Annotated in this window: 14 protein-coding genes; 9 read left to right on the forward strand and 5 right to left on the reverse strand. The window is 69.3% G+C overall.

The window, feature by feature from the left end:
- The coding region (locus HMPREF9062_RS13730) for an undecaprenyl diphosphate synthase family protein (protein WP_009750358.1) at window positions 1–418 on the reverse strand (418 nt) is incomplete at its 3' end.
- Between the two features lie 177 nt (window positions 419–595).
- On the opposite strand from HMPREF9062_RS13730, the gene trhA reads away from it, so the two are divergent.
- The 4 genes from trhA (at window position 596) to HMPREF9062_RS11680 (ending at window position 5,447) form a co-directional block, all read left to right on the forward strand.
- Complete coding sequence (gene trhA / locus HMPREF9062_RS11665) at window positions 596–1,339, forward strand: PAQR family membrane homeostasis protein TrhA (protein ID WP_009750359.1); 744 nt, start codon at window positions 596–598, stop codon at window positions 1,337–1,339.
- A gap of 368 nt (window positions 1,340–1,707) precedes the next feature.
- Window positions 1,708–2,202, forward strand: coding sequence for a GreA/GreB family elongation factor (locus HMPREF9062_RS11670; RefSeq protein ID WP_009750360.1), 495 nt, complete (start codon window positions 1,708–1,710; stop codon window positions 2,200–2,202).
- 160 nt (window positions 2,203–2,362) lie between these two features.
- Window positions 2,363–3,091, forward strand: coding sequence for a peptide-methionine (S)-S-oxide reductase MsrA (gene msrA, locus HMPREF9062_RS11675; protein WP_050795291.1), 729 nt, complete (start codon window positions 2,363–2,365; stop codon window positions 3,089–3,091).
- A 475-nt stretch (window positions 3,092–3,566) separates the two neighbouring features.
- Complete coding sequence (locus HMPREF9062_RS11680) at window positions 3,567–5,447, forward strand: ABC-ATPase domain-containing protein (RefSeq protein WP_009750362.1); 1,881 nt, start codon at window positions 3,567–3,569, stop codon at window positions 5,445–5,447.
- A gap of 112 nt (window positions 5,448–5,559) precedes the next feature.
- Here HMPREF9062_RS11680 and HMPREF9062_RS11685 read toward each other — a convergent pair whose 3' ends face one another.
- Complete coding sequence (locus HMPREF9062_RS11685) at window positions 5,560–6,114, reverse strand: NADPH-dependent FMN reductase (protein ID WP_009750363.1); 555 nt, start codon at window positions 6,112–6,114, stop codon at window positions 5,560–5,562.
- 142 nt (window positions 6,115–6,256) lie between these two features.
- Complete coding sequence (ilvA, locus tag HMPREF9062_RS11690; protein ID WP_009750364.1) at window positions 6,257–7,843, reverse strand: threonine ammonia-lyase, biosynthetic; 1,587 nt, start codon at window positions 7,841–7,843, stop codon at window positions 6,257–6,259.
- A gap of 196 nt (window positions 7,844–8,039) precedes the next feature.
- Between ilvA and HMPREF9062_RS11695 the strand changes: the two genes are divergently transcribed.
- The 3 genes from HMPREF9062_RS11695 to HMPREF9062_RS11705 are packed head-to-tail and all read left to right on the forward strand — an operon-like array spanning window position 8,040 to window position 10,284.
- Window positions 8,040–8,390: a hypothetical protein gene (locus HMPREF9062_RS11695; RefSeq protein WP_009750365.1), complete on the forward strand. Its 351-nt coding sequence runs from the start codon at window positions 8,040–8,042 to the stop codon at window positions 8,388–8,390.
- 3 nt (window positions 8,391–8,393) lie between these two features.
- Window positions 8,394–9,749: a hypothetical protein gene (locus tag HMPREF9062_RS11700; protein WP_156790038.1), complete on the forward strand. Its 1,356-nt coding sequence runs from the start codon at window positions 8,394–8,396 to the stop codon at window positions 9,747–9,749.
- A complete protein-coding gene (locus tag HMPREF9062_RS11705; RefSeq protein ID WP_253270718.1) occupies window positions 9,736–10,284 on the forward strand; it encodes a hypothetical protein in 549 nt (182 codons plus the stop codon). The genes HMPREF9062_RS11700 and HMPREF9062_RS11705 overlap by 14 nt, the downstream gene beginning before the upstream one ends.
- Before the next feature lie 119 nt (window positions 10,285–10,403).
- Here the strand turns inward: HMPREF9062_RS11705 and ilvD are convergent, their stop codons facing one another.
- Window positions 10,404–12,290: a dihydroxy-acid dehydratase gene (gene ilvD / locus HMPREF9062_RS11710; protein WP_009750368.1), complete on the reverse strand. Its 1,887-nt coding sequence runs from the start codon at window positions 12,288–12,290 to the stop codon at window positions 10,404–10,406.
- A 356-nt stretch (window positions 12,291–12,646) separates the two neighbouring features.
- A complete protein-coding gene (locus tag HMPREF9062_RS11715) occupies window positions 12,647–13,564 on the reverse strand; it encodes a Bax inhibitor-1/YccA family protein (protein ID WP_009750369.1) in 918 nt (305 codons plus the stop codon).
- 411 nt (window positions 13,565–13,975) lie between these two features.
- Here HMPREF9062_RS11715 and HMPREF9062_RS11720 point away from each other — a divergent pair, with 411 nt between their 5' ends.
- Together HMPREF9062_RS11720 and HMPREF9062_RS11725 are read left to right on the forward strand one after the other, a co-directional pair.
- The gene (locus HMPREF9062_RS11720) at window positions 13,976–14,962 is read left to right on the forward strand and encodes an ABC transporter ATP-binding protein (protein WP_009750370.1); all 987 of its coding nucleotides are present in this window, start codon (window positions 13,976–13,978) and stop codon (window positions 14,960–14,962) included.
- 48 nt (window positions 14,963–15,010) lie between these two features.
- Window positions 15,011–15,859 (forward strand): ABC transporter permease subunit, encoded by an 849-nt coding sequence (locus HMPREF9062_RS11725; RefSeq protein ID WP_009750371.1) that lies wholly within the window; start codon window positions 15,011–15,013, stop codon window positions 15,857–15,859.
- Window positions 15,860–15,942 lie beyond the last annotated feature (83 nt).

Here is a 15,942-nt window from a genome sequence, read left to right on the forward strand (position 1 = left end):
GGGGGGCGTCCTCACCGGGCGCGACGGCGGCGCGCAGCCTTTCGGCGACAGGAGCGGGCAGCAGATCGACCGCACCGACCAGCCGCAGATGCCAGCGTCCCGTGGAGGCGAGCTCGCCGACGGCGTGGGCGATGATGTCGAGCAGGGACGAGAGTTCGGCCGGGTCGCGTGCGAGGTTGTCGGTGCTCAGGAGCCACAGGGTGACGACGCGCACGCCGGCGGCCTCCGCCCATCCGAGGAACTCCTCGATCTTGTCCGCTCCGCGCTTATGACCCTGAGCGGTGCCGAATCCTCTAGTACGGGCCCAACGGCGGTTACCGTCGAGAATGACGCCGACGTGTCCGGGCACCCGTCCGGGTTCGATCTGCGCAGCCAGACGGCGCTCATAGAGCTCGTAGACGAGGTTCCTCCCTGCCATGGCTCTCCTCCGGGTGCGGTCGGCTCGTTGCCCCGGGCGCCCGAGCGGGCCCCCGACCCAACGGTAGCGCGCAGGTGAGGCGCACCCCACCTTCCATCAGAACCTACGGTAACGTAACCTACGGGACCGTAAGTTGCCGGTTCCGGCGATCCTCAACCCCGTTCAGGAGGTCAGTCGATGACTACTCAGACCCCCGTGCACGAGACCGCCCCGACCGATGAGGGCGCGCGCAGCGCCACCTCGGCGGATATCCTGAACGCGAAGCTCTCCCGCACCTTCGAAGGCATCATCAAACCGCGTCTGCGCGGCTGGATCCACGCGGGCACCGCCCCGCTGGCGCTGGCCGCGTGCATCGTCCTGACCGTCCTCGCCCCGGGCGCCGGGCTGATGTGGGCGTGCGCCACCTACCTGACCTGCTCCCTGCTGCTGTTCGCCAACTCGGGCGTCTACCACATCTCCAACGGCCATCTCCCGCGCAAGGTGTCGACCACCCTCCAGTCCCTCGACCACTCCAACATCTTCCTGCTCATCGCCGGCACCTACACGCCCCTGTCGGTGGCCCTGCTCAGCACCAGGACCACCGCTCTCGTCCTCGGCATCGTATGGGGCGGGGCCGCCATGGGCATCATTAAATGCCTGGTGTGGCCCAGTGCCCCGCGCTGGTTCTCCACCGTCCTGTACGTGGCGCTGGGCTGGGTGGCGATCTGGTTCCTGCCCCAGTTCTGGGTCACCGGCGGAGTCGCCATCGTGTGCCTGCTCGTGGCCGGCGGCGTGCTCTACACCATCGGCGGCGTCATCTTCGTGCGTCAACGCCCCGACCCCGCACCGCGGTGGTTCGGGTTCCACGAGATCTTCCACGTGTGCACGGTCGCCGCCTGGGCCTGCCAGTGCGTCGCCTGCTACCTCGCCGTCCTCGGCTGAGCGCGCGAGCGCCCCGCCTCACGGACAGCGGGCGACCGCCCGGGACGCCGACCCCCTGCGCCCTCACGCTGGCCGCGGAAAGCGCCGTCGTCGGACCGCAACGGCGGTAGCCTGCCGCCACCGACCCCAGGAGGCGCGTATGGCCAAGACCAGGACGACGACCGCCGAGTCCTGACGGCGGACCACCGATCCGAACCCCGCTTCGGAGAGCCTTCGAAGAGCAGAGGCCCGCGCCACGGCGGAGAGTCAGCGCGCGGACTTCCCGCCCGCGCGCGAGCGGAGACGCCGTCCTCCGGGGGCTAGACTCGCGCCCCGTAACCCACCATTACCCATATCCATCGTTCAGTTCGTTCAGTCTAGGAGGACCCATGGCCGAGGAGACCACCGAGCAGCAGGGCACCTGGCTCACGCAGGATGCTTTCGACCGCCTCACCGAGGAGCTGCGCCGCCGTAAGGAGAACGACCGCAAGGAGATCGCGACGCGCGTCGAGGCCGCCCGTCAGGAGGGAGACCTGCGCGAGAACGCTGGTTATCACGCCGCCCGCGAGGAGGCCTCGCTCAACGAGGCGCGCATTATCCAGCTCACCGAGCTGCTCGAGCACGCCCAGATCGGCGAGGCGGCCTCGGACGGGTCGGTGTCCGCCGGGACGATCGTGACCGCCAAGGTCGCCGGCAAGGAACAGCGCTTCGCGCTCGGCGGGCAGGAGATCACCGCCGACGTCCCCGAGGGCGTCAAGGTCTTCTCCCCCGACGCGCCGCTGGGAAAAGCCCTCAAGGGGCACAAGGCCGGTGAGGCCGTGACCTACACCGCCCCCAACGGCAGGGAGATCAAGGCCGAGATCGTCGACGTCACCACGCTGTGAACCGGCTGGCGTCCGCGTCGGTCCCGACGACCGCCGACGGCGCGCCGTCGCAGATCGCGAGCGCTCCGCGAGGCCCCATCCCGGGACCGCGCGGGGCACTCGCCGTCGACGATGACAGAGCGCGGAAACGCGGACGGCGACCCCGCGATAGCGTGCGCGCATGACGGTTTGCAGCTCCACAACGCCTCCGCCCGCGCGCAACACCGAAATCCCCGGCCGTCGGACCAGCGTGCTGCCGCATCCCGGCGAGCACGTCGTCCTGGGTGCCCCGCTCGACGGCCCCTGGCCGCAGGGCACACAGGTGCTCTACCTGGCGGGCGGCTGCTTCTGGGGAGTGGAGCGCATCCTGTGGCGGCAGGAGGGCGTGGTCGCCACCGCCGTCGGCTACATGGGCGGCACGACGCCCAACCCCACCTACCGGGAGGTGTGCACCGGCGCCACCGGTCATGCCGAAACCGTACGGGTGGCCTATGATCCCGCCGTCGTCGGAGCCGGCGGCGAGGCGCTGCTGCGCGTCTTCTGGGAGAACCACGACTCCACCCGCCTCAACCGCCACGGCAACGACATCGGCCCTCAATACCGTTCAGCGGTGTGGACGACGACACCCGAGCAGGCCGCCGCCGCCCGCCGGATCCGCAACCTGTTCCAGGGCGAGCTGACCCGTCTGGGCCTGGGGACCTGCGTGACGACGATCGGACCGGCCGACGAGCTGTACGCCGACTTCGGCGGGCCGTTCTACCCGGCTGAGGACTACCACCAGGGCTACCTGCACAAGAACCCGGGCGGCTACTGCAACCACGGTCCTAATGGGGTGACCTGTCCGGTGGGCGTGGCGGACCTGCCCGCCCAGACCGACGTCCTGCCCCCGGAGACGGCTCCCGAGGTCTGAGGCCGGGATTCCACCGCGGTCGGCTGGGCGGAGAGCGCGTTCCGCCGGAACACGGTGCGGACGCCGCCCCAGCGCCGCCGCCGCTTCCGCGACCGCGCGGGGCACGGGTGCCGTGGGGCGCATGGGGCTCCTGGGACTGACTCGAACAGAGAAGTGTCCAAATCTGCCACAAAGGGGCTGCGCGGCGGCAACGAGCTCGAAGAAAAGACTGGAATTCCAATGATCGTCTTTTCTCAGTCCGTCAGAATCAGGACCTTTGTGGCAGATTTGGACATCGGAAGCCGGACGAGCTCTCCGAGAGAGGATGTCACCGCTCTGAGAACCGGCTCCCGCCCCCTCGTCGAGGAGAGCCTTGCTCCGGGATACGAATCCGGCCCCAGCAGGGCCCGCGCTGCCGGTGGGGTCGTCAATCTCGACTCGACATGTCGGTCTCGAGATCCCGGGATACGAACGGGCGGTGTGTCAGGATCGGCGCATGAGCGAGAACGAATACGGGCGGAGCCGCCGGGGCGGGCGCGAGTACCGGGGCGGCCGCGGCTACCGCGGAGGCGGCTACCACGGAGGCGGCTCTGCTCGCCGGGACGATCGCTCGCGCCGCGACTACGACGACGAGCCGCGCGACGGCATCCTCGCCGACCTCGTCGGTCACCTCCACGCCCTGGACGGTCGCTCCTACGCCGCCTACAAGGCGACCGTCGGCCGCTACGAGGCCCCCGAAGGCTGGGTGCTGCGCATCGACCGGGTCCAGCCTGACCCCTACGCCCCTCCGACCCGTATTCGTCTCGAAATCCCCGCCGACCTGCCCGGCCTGGAGATCCTGGCCGACCGCGGGCTCGTCGGCACGGTCGACCGCCGCCTGGCGGTGCGGGACTTCCTCACTCGCGAGTTGCACGCGGGCTTCAAGGGTACTGCGCTGTCGATCGCCTCACCGGGCCAGGAGATCCTGGAGCGCTCCGCCGTCGTCCTTCTGCCCGACGCCGACCCGCAGGAGGACGGGGAGGACGGCGAGCAGGCGGCCAGTGCCGCCGCCTGGACGTTGGAGATCCGCGCCCGTATGGCCCTGCCGGCGCGCGGGCGCTCCATCCAGGGGCACGAGGCCGCCCGCATCGTCTCCCGTGACCTGACCCGGGAGGTGGGAACCGCCCTGGATCTGACCGGCCGGAGGGCCGAACGGCTGACCGCCCACGTTGCCGCGCTCGAGGACCACCGCGCGCTGGCGCGGGCCGTGCGCGAGAACGGGTGGGTCTCCTTCCTCGCCGACGGCGCCGAGCTTCCCCGCCGCTCCGGGGTCAGTGATGCGCCCATGCGCACTGGCGCCGTGCCGCTGCGGGCGCCGGAACCGCTGGCCGCCGTCGTGGAGCTTCCGCACGCCGGCCGGGTGCGGGGCACGGCCATCGGGTCGGGGGTGACCGTCATCGTCGGCGGCGGCTACCACGGCAAGTCGACGCTGCTGGCCGCCATCGAGCGGGGCGTCTACCCGCATGTGCCGGGCGACGGTCGCGAGCTGGTGGCCACGGTCCCCGATGCCGTCAAGGTGCGCGCCGCGGATGGGCGGGCCGTCACCGGCGTCGACCTGTCCCCCTTCATCTCCCACCTGCCGGGCGGTCGGGACACCACCGCCTTCACCACCAAGAACGCCTCGGGTTCGACCTCGCAGGCGGCCTCGATCATCGAGGCCATCGAGGCGGGGGCGAGCGCCCTTCTGCTCGACGAGGACACCTCGGCGACCAATCTGCTCATCCGCGACGCCCGCATGCGCGCGCTCGTGGCCGATGAGCGCGAGCCGATCACGCCCTTCGTCGATCGGGTGGGGGCGCTGTCGGCCTCGGGGGTCTCGACGGTCATGGTCATGGGCGGGTCGGGCGACTACCTGGACGTCGCCGATCGGGTCGTGCTCATGGACTCCTACGCATTGCGCGACGCCACCACCGAGGCAGCCGCCGTCGCAGCCGCCCAGCCGCGCGTCTCGACGGCCCTGTCTCAGTGGCCGACGGCGGGGGCGCGCGTACCGCTGCCCTCTCCCCCGCGTGACCGGCGCGGCCCGGTCCGCACGCGTTCGCGCGGGCTGACCCAGGTCACGCTCGACCGTGAGGACATCGATGTCGCGGACGTGTCGGGGATCGTCGACCCGGGCCAGACCGAGGCGATCGCCCACGCCCTGCGGGCCCTTCTGGAGCAGCGCTTCGACGGGGAGTCGTCGCTGGCGCAATGCCTGGAGGATCTGGACGCGCTGCTGGATGACGAGGGTCTGGACGCGCTGGGCTCGGCCCGCGAGCACCCGGCCTTCCTCGTGCGACCCCGGGCGGTCGACGTCGCCGGGGCCGTCAACCGCTACCGGAGTCTCGAGTTGGCCTGAGGGCTGCGCGTCGCGAGAGGATCCACCGGATCGGCGGCCCCTCGCGTGCGTGTCAGCGGTCGGCGAGTACGCGTCCGGCGGCGCTCGCCAGCCCCTCGCACGTCAGCGGATATCAGCGCAGAGTGGCCAGGGCCCTGTCCTGGGCGACAAGGGCCTCGACCATGGCGGGAACCTCGCCGTCATGGAAGGGGGCGGGGGCGAAATCGCCTCCGGAGAAGTCGGTGGCGAGGTGGAGGTTGACCTGGGCGCCGACGACGCCGGTGGTGAAGTTGGCCAGGATGGAACGCAGGTGCTCGATCGGGCGGTGGCCGGCGGAGTAGGAGTAGCCGACGAGGCCGACGGCCTTGCCCGCCAGCACCGAGGGCGTGATGAAATCGATGGCGTTCTTCAACGCGCCGGGGATGGAGTGGTTGTACTCGGGGGTGACGATGATGTAGGCGTCGAAGCCGGCGAGGGCCTCGTTCCAGGCGACGGCGGCGGGATCCTCGGCCGGGGCCATCATCGGCGGAAGCTCCTCGGCGAAAGCCGGCAGGTGGAAGGCGGCGAGATCGACGAGCTCGGCACGAACCCCCTCGACGGTGTTCGCCCGGGCCACGACCCAGTCGGCGACCTGGGCTCCGGCGCGGTGAGGGCGGACGGATCCGAGGATGACGGCGATGCGGGTCATGAGATCTCCTTGAGAAGAAGTAGAGGCAGTTGAGTCATGAATCACCATAGGGTTCACATCCCCGGTCCACCAGCACCGCTGGCATGAGGGTTGCCACACCACATCGGTCCGCTCCGATGCTGCCCCGGCGTCGGGCCTGAGATCAGCGGGCCAGAAAGAAACGAGCCGAGGGGGCGTTGGTCTCCTCGTGGTAGGCATATCCGAGACGATCCATGTGCTCGGTCAGCTCGATGTCGTCGGGGCCCGCCTCGAAGGCCGTCAAGACGCGCCCGTAGTCGGCGCCGTCGGTGCGGTAGTGGAACAGGGTGATGTTCCACCGGGTGCCGAGCACCTCCAGGAAGCGCATGAGCGCCCCGGGGGCCTCGGGGAAGGCGACGCTGAAGAGCCTCTCGGTCAGTCCTTCGGGGGCGCGCCCGCCGATCATGGAGCGCACGTGGACCTTGGCCAGCTCGTCGTCGGTCAGGTCGACGACGTCGTAGCCCACGGCCTCCAGGTCGCGCACGATGCCGGAGCGCTCCTCGCGCCCGCCGGTCAGGCGCACGCCGACGAAGATCCGCGCCGGCGACCCGGGGGCGGCGGAGGCTGAGACCCGGTAGTTGAACTCGGTGACGGCCCGCCCGCCGAGCACCGAGGCGAAGCTGAGGAACTCGCCCTGAACCTCGGGGATGGTCACGCCCAGGATCGCTTCGCGCTGCTCGCCGATCTCGCTGCGCTCACTGATGTAGCGCAGCTGGTGGAAATTGAGGTTGGCGCCTGAGAGCACGCATGCCAGCCGCTCGCCGGTCGTACGGCGGGCGGCGACGTACTTCTTCAGGCCGGCCAGGGCGATGGCGCCGGACGGCTCGGGCACGGCGCGCAGGTCCTCGAACAGGTCGCGCACGGCGGCGGAGGTCTCGTCGGAGGAAACGGTGACGACATCGTCGAGCAGGGCCGAGCACAGGCGGAAGGTCTCTTCGCCGACGCGTCGCACGGCGACCCCCTCGGCGAACAGGCCGACGCGTTCGAGGGTGACAGGCTCGGCGGCGGCGAGGGCGGCGGCCAGGCAGGCGGACTCCTCGTGCTCGACGCCGATAACGGCGACGTCGGGCATGAGCTGCTTGATCAGGACCGCGATGCCGGCGGCCAGGCCGCCGCCGCCCACGGGCACGAAGACGCGGTCGAGCCCGGCGTCCTGCTGGATCATCTCCAGACCGATGGTTCCCTGCCCGGCGATGACGCGCGGGTCGTCGAAGGGGGCGATGAAGGTCGGGCCATCGGCGGCCAGGCGCTGGGCCTCGGCCTTGGCGGCGTCGAAGTTCTCTCCGAGCAGGAGGACCTCGCCGCCGAGCGCGCGCACAGCGTCGACCTTGATGCGCGGAGTGACGGTGGGCATGACGATGGTGGCGCGGATGCCCAGGATCGAGGCGGAGCGGGCCACGCCCTGGGCGTGGTTGCCGGCCGATGCGGTCACGACGCCGCGGGCGCGCTCGGCGTCGGCCAGGGCGTGCATAGCGTTGTAGGCGCCGCGGATCTTGAAGGAATGGACGGCCTGAAGGTCCTCGCGTTTGGCCGCAACGACGTTGCCCAGACGCGCGGACAGGGCGGGCAAGACCTGCAGGGGCGTGTGCTCGGCGGCCTCGTAGACGGGGGCGCGCAGAATGGCGCGCAGGTAGCGGGCCCAGTCCCAGGGAGCGCCGGCGGCGTCAGTGGTGTCAGCTGTGTCAGCGGGGTCAGTGGAGCGGTCCTTCACGGCCCCACCCTAGATGAGCGGCTCCGGGACCGGCCGGGCTCCGACTGGGTGCCGCGCGCTGGACAGGAGAGAATTGCGACACTAGCATGAGGCGCAGTTTCGCACCGTCATCGATCGGCGGTTCGGCCCGCATCCCATTTTCTCCGAGTTCCTGTCCGGTACGTTTCCTGAATTTCTCTGCGCTGGAGGCCCGATAATGGCTGATATTCATATTGTGCGAGGCGATCTCGAGGCGCTGTCCGCCTCGGTGAGCGCGGTGCGCGACAAAGTGCGCGATCTTGATATCGCCGGCACGGCGGAAGGAGTCGCCTCGTCAATGCCGGGCGCTGCGAGCGCGGGAATGGTGAAGGCAGCCGCCGCCGAGGCGGATGGCCTGCGCGCCACCCTGGGCGGCCAGTACGAGATGGTGAGCGACGGAGTCCTCGATGTTGCAGCCATCCACCGAAGGAACGACAGCGCTGTCGCCGCCGGCACGCCCGCCCTTGAGGCGGGGACGACCGGATCGAAATCGGCTCAGCGGTGGGCACGCGCGAAGGGGCTGAGCTGAACAGTGGCGACGTGGGCGGACATATGCGGCTGGCGTCATGGACCGCTGGGAGAAACCGCGGAGGCACTGCGGACGATCAGCACCTCGTTGGCCGACCTGGAGGACGAGGCGCAGCTGGCGCTTGCACGGCTCGTCTCCGAGGCTCCAAGCGTCGATGCGGCTCGTGACGCCCTGGGATGTTGCAGCACTTCCCATGGCGAGCTCCTGAAACAGGTCAGCTCCTTGGGAAGGGCGACGTCTGAGGCGTGCGACGGTGTGGCGGTGGTGGAGAAGAAGGTGGTGGCCTGTCAGGACTACGCCGCCGACCACCCCCTGCTCACGCTCCACCCCGACGGCACGGTCTCCACGAACGCGGAGGCCGCTGGCGGCAGCGGCGGCACGGCCTCGGGGCTCACGGCCGGGCAGCTGCAGGAGCAGGCCAACGAGCTCGAGATGATGGTCTCAGCAACCCTTCTCTACGCCAACGAGGTCGACGGATCCTTCGCAAACAACCTGACAGCCTCGGCAACCCCGAACCCGCAGCCCGGGCCATCGCCCGCGCCGCCCGTGCCGCCCGACCACAGCTCCAGTCCGACCAGGCCGTCACGCGGCAGCCCGGACACCTCCCGGTCCGGTCGTCTCCGTGATGGCGGGCCGGATGACAGCGAAGGGGACGGCGACAACGACAGCAGCACGGGACTCGGACAGCCGGTTCCCGGCGAGCACGCGGACATGCCCGGCGTGGACCCCTGGCAGTACCCGGGCGACTCCCCCGGCGAGGGATCGGGACAGCATGGTCAGAGAAATCCAACTATGCATGATTACGCCGTTCACGAGCTCGCCGCCACCGCCGCGGAGGCATGCGCTCCGGCGTGGCCGGACGCGTCGGCAAACCTGCGTCACTATCTCGAGAACACCGGCACCCCCCAGGGGGTCGACGTCGATGGCATGCTACATGATATTCCCAGCCTACACGATGGATCGCAGGCGGACGCCGAGGTTATGGCGGGGAAAGCAGTGGAGGACGCGCAGGCCTCGGGAGCGACCGGACCGGTGACTTACCCCTTCAACACCCCATGGACACCGGAAGGCCCCGATGACAGCGAGAACTGGTTCTACGCCACGGGGAACTACCAGTACGCCACGGACGGCACCGTCACCGTCTACCCACCGACGGACGACAACTCGGAGTGGACCTACACGTACGACTATCGCGTCCACATGGCCGACCGCTACAACTGGGACGGGAACAAGTCCACCAATATCCTGGGCATGAACATCACGGACGCGGAGCTCCAGGAGCTGCACCGTGCCGGCATCGCCCAGGAGTACGACCTGACTGGCGAGTCCTCGGTCAGGAGCGGTCGTGGGAGTAAGTAAAACAATGCTCGCCTGCAAAGGCCGTGCCGTTCGCGGTGCGGCGGCTGCGGTGGTGATCGTGCTGACCCTTGCTGGTGCAGTCGGGTGCGGTTCGCCGCGACCGAGCCGTGCGGACGCGAGCTCGGCCGCCACTGCAGGCACGGCCCAGCAGACCGGCGCCCCCTACCCGGCCGACATGAACCACCTGGACGACATCCTCGCCATCGGCACCGGACACGAACTCCCCGAACAAGCCCAGGTAGTCTCAGTCGACCTCACCACCAACCTCTCAGGCTTCAGCCCCGGCACCTGGGGGTACGTCATCGCCTTCACCGCCACCGACCCAGCCATCCGCAACTACGTCACCGAACACACCATCTTTAACGGAAACGACCTCGACACCGGCCCAACAGCATCAGCGAAGTTCTCCGGCATGAATGCCGTCGACCTGACCACCATCAACAACCCCTGGAGCACGAGCTTCGGCGACACCATTCTCCTCTTCGAACGACCCCTGGGACGCGGCTGGCTCATCATCATAGGCGGCGGCCGCTAAAACAACGGAACCAGAAGAGGGAGCGGCCAGGAGAACTCCGCTCGCCCTCGCTCAAACCGACCGGAAGCAGACTGAACCGCGGCCATCGCCGGATCGGTCCCGCGGCCCAGCAGCGAGGCTCAATAGCGCGGCAGCCTGCCCAGGTCGCGCACCGCGCCGACATCGGCGCTCGTGGCGAGCATGGCGTAGGCGCGCAATGCGGCGCTGACCCTCCGAGGCCGCTCCACATGCGGCGACCACGCATCGGCCCCGCGTGCCTCCTCAACGGCGCGCCGCTCGGTCAGCTCGGCCTCATCGACCACGAGCTCGATGCGGCGGTTGGGAATGTCGATCTCGATACGGTCGCCGTCGCGCACCAGGCCGATGAGACCGCCGGCAGCCGCCTCCGGGGAGACATGCCCGATGGACAGGCCCGACGTACCGCCGGAGAAACGGCCGTCGGTCAACAGGGCGCACTCCTTCCCCAAATGCATCGACTTGATGTAGGTCGTCGGGTACAGCATTTCCTGCATGCCCGGGCCGCCGCGCGGGCCCTCGTGATTGATGACGACGACGTCCCCGGCCTCGACCTTCTTGCCGAGAATGCCCTCGACGGCGTCCTCCTGGGATTCGAAGACGATGGCCGGTCCCGAGAACGTGAGGATGGAGGCGTCCACCCCCGCGGTCTTGACAATGCAGCCCTTCTCCGCGATGTTGCCGAACAGGACCGCCAGCCCGCCGTCGGCCGAGTAGGCGTGGGCGACGTCGCGGATGCAACCGCCCGCGCGATCGGTGTCGAGGGCCTCCCATCGCGACGCCTGGGAGAACATCTCCGTGGTGCGCACGCCCGCAGGGGCGGCGAGGTAGCGAGTGCGGATCCTCTCCGAAACGCCGGACCCCGGGACCCCATCAGCTCCGGGGCGGGCGATGTCGTAGGCGGCCAGGGAATCGGCCAGCGTGCCGTGCAGCACCGTCGAGACGGAGGTGTCCAGCAGGCCGCCGCGGTCGAGTTCGCCGAGGATCCCCATGATCCCGCCCGCCCGATGGACGTCCTCGACATGGTAGAGGTTCGTGGAGGGGGCGAGTTTGGACAGGTGCGGCACCCTGCGGGAGAGCCGGTCGATGTCGGCCATGGTGAAGTCCACCTCGGCCTCCTGAGCGGCGGCCAGCAGATGCAGAACCGTATTGGTGGACCCCCCCATGGCGATGTCCAGACTCATGGCGTTCTCGAAGGCGGGCTTGGTCGCGATGGAGCGTGGCAGGACGGAGGCGTCGTCCTCCTCGTAGTAGGCGCGGGTGATACCGACGATCCGACGGCCCGCCTCCTTGAACAACTCGCCGCGGTCGACGTGGGTGGCCAGCAGGGAGCCGTTCATCGGCAGGGCCAGGCCGAGGGCCTCGGTCAGGCAGTTCATGGAGTTGGCGGTGAACATGCCCGAGCACGAGCCGCAGGTCGGGCAGGCCAGGCGCTCGATGGAGGAAATGGTGGAGTCGGCGACGGTGGGGTCGGCGGCGTCCATCATGGCGTCGATGAGGTCGAGCTTGCGGGTGGTGCCGTCGGCGGCCACCATCGTGCCCGACTCCATCGGCCCGCCGGAGATGAAGATGGTGGGAATGTTCAGACGCAGGGCGGCCATGAGCATGCCAGGGGTGATCTTGTCGCAGTTGGAGATGCACACCAGAGCGTCGGCGCAGTGCGCGTTGACCATGTACTCCACCGAATCGGCGATCAGGTCGCGGCTGGGTAGAGAGTAGAGCATGCCGTCATGACCCATGGCGATGCCGTCGTCGACGGCGATGGTGCTGAACTCCTTGGCCAGCCCGCCCGCGGCCTCGATCTGCTCGGCCACGAGCCGGCCGACATCGCGCAACCCCACATGACCGGGCACGAACTGGGTGAAGGAGTTGGCGATCGCGATGATCGGCTTGCCGAAATCGGAGTCCTTAATACCCGTGGCGCGCCACAGGGCGCGGGCGCCGGCCATATTGCGGCCGGAGGTGGAGGTTGCACTGCGATAGCGAGGCATGAGCGTCTCCTTGGGACGAGCAATTTCGACAAGCCCCAACAGTAGCCGTCACCGCGTCGCCTCAACGCGAGGCCTCGGTCAGTGATGGGGAGTCCTTCCCGCGGTCGCGCCGATGCGCCGGTGCGACCCATCGCCCGAGCCGGGTGCGAACCCCCGGCCCGGGCGAGCGAATTAGCGCACACGAGGCTTCTGCTCCTGCGCTCAGGGCCGCCGGTGGCGATGGCGGGCGCGAGATCGGCATTCTCGTACGAGGCTGACGGCGGCGCCGTCGATCTCGGTCCGACATGTCAATCTCGGTGAGCCGGCCCGCCGCGGTCCACCGTGAGGGGCGTGCGGCGGGCGACCCGGTCGGTGCGTCAGTTATCGCGGAGGATGGCGAGGATGCGCAGGAACTCGACGTAGAGCCACACGATGGTCACGACGAGTCCGAAGGCCCCCGCCCACGCGTAGCGGGTGGGCAGTCCGGACTCGACGCCGCGCTGGATGGCCTCGAAATCCATGGCGAGGCTGAAGGACGCCATGACGACGGCGAGGACGCCGACGACCAGTCCCAGCGGAATGCCCATGACCTCCATGCTGCGCATGCCCCACGGGTCGGAGACGACGCCGGTGAGCATGAGGACGACGTTGACGATGCTGAACAGCAGGTAGCCGCCCATGGCCACCAGGAGGATGCGCGCGGCCCTGCCGGAGACGCGGAAGCCGGCGAATTTGTAGACGCACAGCATGACGGCGAAAGTCGCGAACGTGGCGAGGACCGCCTGCAGGACGATGCCGGGGAAGGCGTACTCCATGACGCCGGAGAGAGCGCCGAGCATGGCGCCCTCGAACACCGCGTAGACGAGGATGAGCACCGGGCTGGGCTCACGCTTGAAGGAGTTGACCAGGCCCAGAACGAGGGCGCCGATGCAGCCGACGATCATGGCACCGTAGCCGAGCCCCGCCGTGGCCCGGTGAGTGGCCAGGAACCAGGCCACGGCGCCCACGCCGACGATGACGGCGAAGATGCCGGCGGTGCGAACGATGACGTCGTCGTAGGTCATGCGACCGCGATCGACGTTCGTGGCGCTCGGAGCCGCGTACTGGCTCTCCAGACCGGCGAGCCGCTCAGGGGAGACCTGAGGCTGACCGTAGGCGGCCGGCGTCGGGCCGTACTGGCCCGGCCGGTAGCCGGGCATGGCCGGGTAGCCGTTGGGCGTCACCGGCTGCGACGGCGCAGCGACGGGACCACGGCCGTTGAAGGCCGCACTGCGGGAGAAGAACGGATTGCTCACAGTGGCATCCTCTCGAATAGGGCCAAATGCGTGTGGTGCTCGGAGCCGGATCCTCCGGCACCGACCCCGTACTCGTAACACCCCTATCCTGCCCGAGATTCCGTCCCGACGCCTAGTCCCGTCGGCTCCGCTCGGGGCGGGGAGAGCTCCCCGCCCCGAGTCCGGCTCGCCGCCGGCGAGTGCGCCTCCGAGCGGGCACGCCCGGCGATTCCCCGCGCCCCAGTCCGAGTTCATCGCCCGGACCGACCGCTCTCGTCCTCCAGGAGGAACCCGCCGGGTATGCGGTTCGTTACACGGGCTGATGGGGCGCGCAGCGGTCCGCTCCTAACCTTGATTCCACATCGGAGTCCAATCGTGATCCGACGCTCTCCGCACACCCAGCCCGCCTTCTTCGAGAAGTAGTGATTCCCCATGATCGAGGCCGTCAACCTGACCAAGCGCTACGGTGACAAAGTCGCCGTCGACCACATCTCATTCACCGTCGCGCCCGGCACCGTCACCGGCTTCCTCGGCCCCAACGGAGCGGGCAAATCCACCACCATGCGTATGATCATGGGCCTGGACAAGCCCACCACCGGCTCGATCAAAGTCAACGGCCGTCCCTACCGCTTCCTGCCCGCCCCGCTGCGGGAGGTCGGCGCCCTGCTGGATGCCAAGGGCCTGCACGGGTCGCGAACGGCACGCGCCCATCTGACCCAGCTGGCCGTCTCCAACGCCATCCCCACCAGACGGGTCGATGAGGTTCTGGAATTGACCGGCCTGACCGCCGTGGCCAAGAAGCGCGTCAAAGGATTCTCCCTGGGCATGGGCCAGCGCCTCGGCATGGCCGCCGCTCTCCTGGGCGACCCCCAGGTCCTCCTCTTCGACGAGCCCGTCAACGGCCTGGACCCCGAAGGAGTCATCTGGGTCCGGGAGACCTGCCGCCGCCTGGCCGCCGAGGGCCGTACCGTCTTCATCTCCTCTCACCTCATGAGCGAGATGGCTCAGACAGCCGATCACCTCCTGGTCATCGGGCGCGGCAGAATCCTCACCTCCGGCCTGGTCCAGGACGTCATCGCCTCGGCCACCAGCGACACCGTCCGCGTCGCCTCCCCCCAGGCGGGCGACCTGGCCCGGGCTCTGGCCGCCCAGGGCATCGAGACCGCCGCCCCCGAGCCGAACATCCTGACCGCCACCACCGCTCCCGCGGCCCGCATCGGCGAGATCGCCGCCGCCAACGGCATCGTCCTGCACGAGCTCGCCACTCAGCGCGCCTCTTTGGAGGATGCCTATCTCGAACTGACCGGCAACTCCGTGGAGTACACAACCGGTCAGCCCGCGCGTCCGCAGCCGACCGGCCCGCGTCGCCCGCAGCCGGTGCAGCCCGTACCGGCCGGACACGGCGCCCGCCGCGCCTGACCTTCGTCCAACCATCCCGCCCCGCCCCACTCGAGGAAGACACCGACCATGACCGCAGCAGCCGCACAACCCGCTCCGCAGACCCGCGCACCCGCCGCCCGAATCCCCAAGCAGAACTTCTTCCGCGCCACCCGCTCGGAATGGATCAAGATCCGCACCCTGCGCTCGACGTGGATCACCTCCATGATCGCCGTTTTCCTGACCGTTCTGTTCGGCGCGGGAAGCGCAATTGCTTACGCCAAGACCGAGGGCATGAGCGACTCCGCCGCCGGCGGACTCATCACAGGGACCACCTTCGGGGAGATCGTCGTCGCCGTCTTGGGGGCGCTGGTCATCACCGGCGAATACTCCTCCGGGCAGATCCGCTCCACCCTGGCCGCCGTTCCCCGCCGTACCCGCGTCTTCGCAGCCAAATCCCTCGTCATCGCCATCTGGTCCTTTCTTCTGGGCGTCATCTCCCTGCTGCTGAGCTGGCTGGTGGCCGCACCTTTCATGGGCGATGAGGCCCCGTCCTTCTCCGATACCCACATCGTGGGGTTCATCTGGGGCACCGGTCTGGCCTTCGCCGGGATCGCGCTCCTCTCTTTGGGCATGGGCTACCTCGTGCGCTCGACCGCGGGCGCCATCACGGTCGTGGTCATTCTGCTGTTCATCATCTCCATCCCGCTGAGCCTCATGGCGATGAAATGGCATTGGGCCGCCAACGTCAGCTCGGTCATGCCCTCCAGCGTGGTCCAGAGCGTCACCGACCCCTTCACCGTCTCCGGGCAGACGACATGGGCGGACACCAACCCCTCCCTCTTCCTCACGCACACCCAGGCCGTCCTGATCTTCGGGGCGTGGGTCCTCGTCCCGCTGATCGCCGGCTGGTTCGTCTTCTCCAAACGCGACGCCTGAACCGGCTCGGCGGAATCCGCTGACCCGTTCGCCCCGCCTCTCCCGATCACCGCCGACGGCGTCCGCGGCCGCAACCGCCCGGA

Origin of the sequence: Actinomyces sp. oral taxon 448 str. F0400 (assembly GCF_000220835.1) — a bacterium.
Classification (GTDB): Bacteria; Actinomycetota; Actinomycetes; order Actinomycetales; family Actinomycetaceae; genus Actinomyces.

Coding starts and splice junctions, on each gene's coding strand:
- trhA (WP_009750359.1), top strand. CDS start 596: ATGACTACTCAGACCCCCGTGCACGAGACCGCCCCGACCGATGAGGGC.
- HMPREF9062_RS11670 (WP_009750360.1), top strand. CDS start 1,708: ATGGCCGAGGAGACCACCGAGCAGCAGGGCACCTGGCTCACGCAGGAT.
- msrA (WP_050795291.1), top strand. CDS start 2,363: ATGACGGTTTGCAGCTCCACAACGCCTCCGCCCGCGCGCAACACCGAA.
- HMPREF9062_RS11680 (WP_009750362.1), top strand. CDS start 3,567: ATGAGCGAGAACGAATACGGGCGGAGCCGCCGGGGCGGGCGCGAGTAC.
- HMPREF9062_RS11685 (WP_009750363.1), bottom strand. CDS start 6,114: ATGACCCGCATCGCCGTCATCCTCGGATCCGTCCGCCCTCACCGCGCC.
- HMPREF9062_RS11695 (WP_009750365.1), top strand. CDS start 8,040: ATGGCTGATATTCATATTGTGCGAGGCGATCTCGAGGCGCTGTCCGCC.
- ilvD (WP_009750368.1), bottom strand. CDS start 12,290: ATGCCTCGCTATCGCAGTGCAACCTCCACCTCCGGCCGCAATATGGCC.
- HMPREF9062_RS11720 (WP_009750370.1), top strand. CDS start 13,976: ATGATCGAGGCCGTCAACCTGACCAAGCGCTACGGTGACAAAGTCGCC.
- HMPREF9062_RS11725 (WP_009750371.1), top strand. CDS start 15,011: ATGACCGCAGCAGCCGCACAACCCGCTCCGCAGACCCGCGCACCCGCC.